The sequence below is a fragment of the Nocardia sp. NPDC058497 genome (genome assembly GCF_042720195.1).
GTDB lineage: Bacteria > Actinomycetota > Actinomycetes > Mycobacteriales > Mycobacteriaceae > Nocardia.
Genome location: NZ_JBHXMY010000024.1, coordinates 1 through 5825, shown reverse-complemented (window position 1 = coordinate 5825; position 5825 = coordinate 1). Strand labels below are relative to the sequence as shown.

Genomic DNA, 5825 nt, shown 5'->3' with positions numbered 1-5825 from the left:
CGGGGCCGAGCAGTCCGGTTACGGGGGTGGCAAACCGCCCTCAATAGCTCCCAACACCCGGGTGGCCCGCGGAATTTGGCGCATAACCCCCGCGGCCCCCCCCGGGGGGGGGCGGGGGCCGCGACACCGATGCTGTCCGATGGACGGACCCGATCAGGAAGGCCGCGTCATGCCGGAATCCACTGTCCATCGGCCCCTCGTCGCGCCGTCGGTCGAGACCGACCAGCTCGCCGTCGACACCCTGCGGTTCCTCGCCGCCGATATGGTCGAGGCCGCGAACTCCGGCCATCCCGGCATGCCGATGGGGGCGGCGCCGATGGCGTGGACGCTGTGGAGCAGGCATCTGCGGCACGATCCGGCGGACCCGGGGTGGGCCGACCGGGATCGGTTCGTGCTCTCCGCCGGGCACGGTTCGGCCCTGCTGTACGGGCTGCTGCACCTGTTCGGCTACGAACTGCCTATCGAGGAGTTGCGTCGCTTCCGTCAGCTGGGGTCTCGGACACCGGGTCACCCGGAATTCGGCGAGACCCCGGGCGTGGAGTGCACGACCGGGCCACTCGGTCAGGGGCTGGCGATGGCGGTGGGAATGGCCTTGGCGGAGCGCATGTCCCACGCCCGCTACCCCGAGATCACCGATCACCGCACCTACGCGATCGTCGGCGACGGATGCCTGATGGAGGGCGTCAGCCACGAGGCCGCTTCCTTCGCCGGCCATCTCGGGCTTGGCCGGTTGATCGTGCTCTGGGACGACAATGCCATCACCATCGATGGTTCGGTGGACCGTTCGTGCGGTGACGACCAGATCACCCGCTTCGCCGCCTACGGCTGGCACACCGAGGTGGTGCCGGACGGCACCGATATCGAGGCGATCGATGCGGCCCTCCGCCGCGCCAAAGCCGATCCGCGCCCGAGCTTCCTGGCCGTCCGTACGATGATCGGCCATGGCGCCCCCGACGTGGCGGGTACGGCGAAGGCACACGGGTCACCGTTGGGCGCCGATCAGCTGGCCCGGGCCAAAGAGATTGCGGGATGGGACTATCCGCCGTTCACGGTGCCCGAGCAGGTCGGTGCGACGTGTGCGGTACTCGCGGAGATCGGCGCCGAGGACCGCGCGGACTGGGTCTCCCGGTTCGCCGAATTCTCCTCTACCGCACCGGAACGCGCCGAGGAGTTCACCCGCGCCGGCGCGCGGATCCTGCCCGCCGGGCTCGCCGATGCGCTGTCCGGGATAGTCGGGGATGCACGGCGGGCGACTCGGCAGTCCTCGCAGGCGTGCCTGGATGCCGTGCTGTCGGTGCTGCCGGAGCTGGTGGGCGGCTCGGCCGACCTCGCGGGATCGACCGGCACAACCTGCGGCCCGGTCGTGACCCGAGACGACTACTCGCGCACCGCGATCGCGTTCGGCATCCGCGAATTCGGGATGGCCGCCATCCTCAACGGGATCAGCCTGCACGGCGGATTCCGGGTATTCGGCAGTACATTCCTGGTGTTCGCCGACTATCTGCGCCCGGCATTGCGCCTGTCGGCACTGATGAGCCAGCCGGTGATCTACGTGCTCACCCACGACTCGATCGCCGTCGGCGAGGACGGACCGACCCACCAGCCTGTCGAACACGTCGAATCGTTGCGCGTGATCCCCGGCTTGCAGGTGCTGCGCCCGGCCGACGACGCCGAGACGGCCCTGGCTTGGGAGCTGGCGCTCACCCGCACCGACGGTCCGACCGCGCTGATCCTGTCCAGACAGGCACTGCCACAAGACAACTCCCGCTATCCCGGGACCAACTCACATTCCGCCGCAGCAGATTCCGGCCGCGGCCAGGACCTCCGCACCGTCGAGCTCGTTGCCACCGGCTCGGAGGTCGCGCTGGCTGCCGCCGTTGCCGAACAGCTTCGGGCGGATGGCTACACGGTTCGTGTGGTGTCGGCGCTGGACCGGTCGCGCTACTCCCCCGACCCCTCCGCGCACACCATCAGTATCGAGGCTGGCAGCACCGCGGGCTGGGCGGGGGTGGTCGATCTCGCGATCGGCATCGACGAGTTCGGACACAGCGGTCCGGGCGCTGAGGTCATGGCTCATTGCGGCTTCACCGTGCAGGCCGTGCTCACCCGAATCGGCGAATACCTCGGCGGGACAAGATGACTCGCCTGGATGCGGTGATCTTCGATGTGGACGGCACGCTGGTCGACAGCGAACGCGACGGTCACCGGGTCGCGTTCAACGCGGCCTTCGCCGAAGCCGGGCTACCCGACCGGTGGGACGTCGACTGCTACGGACAGCTGCTGAAGATCGCGGGCGGAACACACCGGATGACGTACTGGTTCGAGAGCACCGGCAGGCCACCGGTGCACGCCAGGGAGCTCGCGGAACGGTTGCACCCCAGCAAGACACGGATCATGCGGCGCCTGGTCGAGGACGGGCAGATCCAGCCGAGGCCGGGCGCACTCCAGCTCATCGAGCAGCTCACCGCGCGCGGTGTCGCGCTGCATGTGGCGACTACCGGCACCCGCGCCTGGGTGGAACCGTTGCTGCGAAACGCGTTCGGCGACGTGTTCGACACCGTTGTCACCGGAACCGAAGTGCCCGACCTCAAGCCGAGCCCGGCGGTATACCTCGAGGTGCTGGACAGGACGGGCTGCGATCCCGAACACACTGTGGCCGTGGAGGACTCAGCCAACGGCGTCCTGGCCGCGACGGCAGCCCGATTGCGGTGTGTCGCAGCGCAGAACGCCTACACCCGCTCACACGATCTGTCCGCGGCGACGCTCGTCGCCGATGGTCTCGACGACCCGGAGCTCGTCAGCTGGTTCGACACCCGCCTCGCCGAGACTCAGCGGCTGGAGCGGTAGCGGCTATCCGGGGACCGGACTGCAGGCAATACCCGCCGTCGGGTTCGTCGGCCGCCTCGGTACGAAAGCACTCGATCAGCTCGACCTCCTCGCGGGCACCGGGACGGACGGGATCTGCTGATTCAGTTCGGCCGGTATGACCTGGTCGATCCGTCCCCGCGGTCACGCAGCTCGCCGTCGACATCGGGATGGCGGCGGCGTTGTGCGAGAAGGAACCGGGGTGGCCGCAGGGGTGGTTCCGCGATGCGGGCCCCTGCGGCCTGCCGGCTCAGAACGCAGGAACCGGGGTCGCGGCCGGGGCGGCTTCGGTGGTGGTGCCCGGACGGCGCAGCACGGTCACGCTGACGACCAGGGCCGTCGCCAGCAGCCCCGCCGCCACAGTGAACGCCAGCCGGTAGCCGCTGGTCAGCGCAACGGCATCCGACACGCCCGCCGCGAGCTCGGCTCCGGTCCGCGCGGCGGCCAGGGTGGACAGGACCGCGATCCCGATCGCCATACCCACCTGCTGGGTGGTGTTGAACAGGCCCGAAGCCAGCCCGGCATCGTCGGCCGCGGCACCCGACATGCCCAGTCCGGTGAGCGCGGGCAGGACCAGTCCGCCGCCGGCGATCAGCACCATCATCGGCAGCAGGTCGACGACATAGTCAGCCTGCACCGGAAGCCTGGTGAGCCACGCCATTCCGGCCAGCAGCAGCACCAGACCGGCGACGAGCACAGTGCGTTCACCGAAGCGGGTGATGAGCCGAGCCGAGGCGAACAGCGACACCCCACCGATCGCGACGGCAGCGGGCAGCATGGCCAGACCCGTCTGCAAAGCGTTGTAGCCCAGCACCTTCTGCAGGTAGAGCGCGACAATGATCTGGAAGGCGAACATGGCCGACAGCGTCAGCATCTGCACCACATTGGCACCGGACACGGTGCGGGAGCGGAAGATTCGCAGGGGCAGCAGCGGATTACGAGCGGTCGCCTGCCGGACGACGAAGGCGACCAGCAGCGCGGCGGCTAGCCCGCCCAGACCCAGGGTGTGCGGTGAATTCCAGCCGTATCGCTCGACCTCGACGACGGTGTAGATGCCGAGCATCAGACCGGTGGTCACCAGGACCGCACCGAGGACATCAGCGCCCGCGGCCCAGCCGAGCCCACGGTCGGCGGGCAGCGCCTTGACCGCGACCAGCACGGTCACGAGCCCGATCGGCACATTGATCAGAAAGATCCAGTGCCAGTTCAGCGCATCGGTGAGCACCCCGCCGAGCACCTGGCCGATCGAGGCGCCCGCGGCACCGGTGAAGCTGAAAATGCCGATGGCCGTCGCCCGTTCACGCGGACCCGGGAACATCGTCACCAGGATGCCGAGCACCACCGAGGCGGCGATCGCGCTGCCGACACCCTGCAGGAAACGCGCGGCGACCAGCATCGCCGGGCTCGTCGCCGCACCGGCCAGCAGCGATGCCGCGGTGAAAACGACAGTGCCGGTGAGGAACATCGTCTTGCGGCCGATCAGGTCGCCCAGCCGGCCGGCCAGCAGGAGCAGGCCGCCGAAGGCGATCAGGTACGCGTTCACGGTCCAGCTCAGACCGGCGGGCGAGAAGCCGAGGTCGTCCTGGATCGCCGGCATGGCGACGGTCACGATACTGCCGTCGAGGATGGTCATCAGCGTCGCCGCCGACAGCACCGCGAGAGCGATGCGCTGAGAAGTGGTCATGAAGCGACCGTACTAGATAGTTTCGTTGTAGACAATCTATTACGGACTATTGCCGTGCGCGGCGCGCCGGCGCGGCCTCCACCACGGTCGACAAATGGCCCTCCACCAGTAAATTCAGTGCGCGAACCAGAGTTTCGCGCTCCACCTTCGGCAGCGACCCAAGGGCCGCCTCATGCACGCCGTCGACGATTTCGGCACTGCGCGCGGCGAGCTTCGCGCCCTCGGGCGTCACCGCGATGATGCGAGCGCGGCGGTCAGTACTCGACGGCTTACGTTCGGCCAGACCCGCCTTCTCCAGCGCATCGACGGTGACGACCATCGTCGTCTTGTCCATATCACCGAGTTCAGCGAGCTGAGCCTGGGTGCGCTCGGCTTCGAGCGCGTGCACCAGCACGCAGTGCATGCGGGCGGTCAGGCCGATCTCGGCCAGCGCCGCCGCCATCTGAGTGCGCAGGACATGACTCGTCCGGTCGAGCAGGAAGGACAGGTCGGGTTCGGTGCGGGTGGGCGCCAGGGCAGTCATACGGCCACTATAGTTTTGTTATAGATAATCTGCATCCATCCACAATGGCGGGAATTTCGTCGGACCACGGTCCGTTTAGAGGATGACCGGAGCAGACCGCATCCCGAAACGAGGTTCATATGGAACTGGGGCTGACCACCTTCGCCGAGCTGTACGCCACCGGCGACCAGCCCGCACCGACCGCCGCCGAGCGCCTGCGCCAGGTCGTCGACGAGGCCGTCGCGACCGAAACCGCGGGCCTGGATGTCTACGGCGTCGGCGAGCACCATCGCAAGGATTTCGCGGCCTCCTCCCCCGCCGTCGTGCTGGCCGCCGCGGCGGCGCGCACCGAGCGCATCCAGCTGACCAGCGCGGTGACCGTCCTCAGCTCCGACGATCCGGTCCGGGTCTACCAGGACTTCGCGACCCTGGACGGGTTGTCGAACGGGCGGGCGGAGCTGATGGCCGGACGTGGCTCGTTCACCGAGTCGTTCCCCCTGTTCGGCTACGATCTCGCCGATTACGACGCACTGTTCGAGGAGAAGCTGGCCCTGCTGCTGCGGCTGCGCGAGGAGGATCCGGTGACCTGGTCGGGCCGGTTCCGCGCGCCGCTGCGTGAGGCGACGGTGTATCCGCGCACCGACGACCGGCCGCTGCCCGTGTGGATCGCGGTCGGCGGCAGTCCCGAATCGGTCATCCGCGCGGGTCTGCTCGGTCTCCCGTTGGCGATGTCGATCATCTGCGGTCCACCTGCGTGGTTAAAACCGCTGGTCG

Annotated in this window: 5 protein-coding genes; 3 read left to right on the top strand and 2 right to left on the bottom strand. The window is 68.7% G+C overall.

Annotated features, from left to right (window positions below):
• Positions 1-139 precede the first annotated feature (139 nt).
• The gene (tkt, locus tag ACFWPJ_RS03315; protein ID WP_378846504.1) at positions 140-2140 is read left to right on the top strand and encodes a transketolase; all 2001 of its coding nucleotides are present in this window, start codon (positions 140-142) and stop codon (positions 2138-2140) included.
• Complete coding sequence (locus ACFWPJ_RS03310) at positions 2137-2847, top strand: HAD-IA family hydrolase (protein ID WP_378846501.1); 711 nt, start codon at positions 2137-2139, stop codon at positions 2845-2847. Before tkt ends, ACFWPJ_RS03310 begins: the two co-directional genes overlap by 4 nt.
• Positions 2848-3115: 268 nt before the next feature.
• Here ACFWPJ_RS03310 and ACFWPJ_RS03305 read toward each other — a convergent pair whose 3' ends face one another.
• Both ACFWPJ_RS03305 and ACFWPJ_RS03300 read right to left on the bottom strand, forming a co-directional pair.
• Positions 3116-4549, bottom strand: a complete 1434-nt coding sequence (locus tag ACFWPJ_RS03305; protein ID WP_378846498.1) for a DHA2 family efflux MFS transporter permease subunit — start codon at positions 4547-4549, stop codon at positions 3116-3118.
• Positions 4550-4595: 46 nt separating this feature from the next.
• Entirely contained in the window at positions 4596-5072 is a 477-nt protein-coding gene (locus tag ACFWPJ_RS03300; RefSeq protein WP_378846495.1) for a MarR family winged helix-turn-helix transcriptional regulator, read from the bottom strand.
• A 119-nt stretch (positions 5073-5191) separates the two neighbouring features.
• On the opposite strand from ACFWPJ_RS03300, the gene ACFWPJ_RS03295 reads away from it, so the two are divergent.
• A partial coding sequence (locus ACFWPJ_RS03295; protein ID WP_378846492.1) for an LLM class flavin-dependent oxidoreductase occupies positions 5192-5825 on the top strand: 634 nt, incomplete at its 3' end.

Bases quoted from the DNA above. Each gene is read 5' to 3' on its own strand.
- ACFWPJ_RS03305 (WP_378846498.1), bottom strand. From the start codon at position 4,549: ATGACCACTTCTCAGCGCATCGCTCTCGCGGTGCTGTCGGCGGCGACG.
- tkt (WP_378846504.1), top strand. From the start codon at position 140: ATGGACGGACCCGATCAGGAAGGCCGCGTCATGCCGGAATCCACTGTC.
- ACFWPJ_RS03300 (WP_378846495.1), bottom strand. From the start codon at position 5,072: ATGACTGCCCTGGCGCCCACCCGCACCGAACCCGACCTGTCCTTCCTG.
- ACFWPJ_RS03310 (WP_378846501.1), top strand. From the start codon at position 2,137: ATGACTCGCCTGGATGCGGTGATCTTCGATGTGGACGGCACGCTGGTC.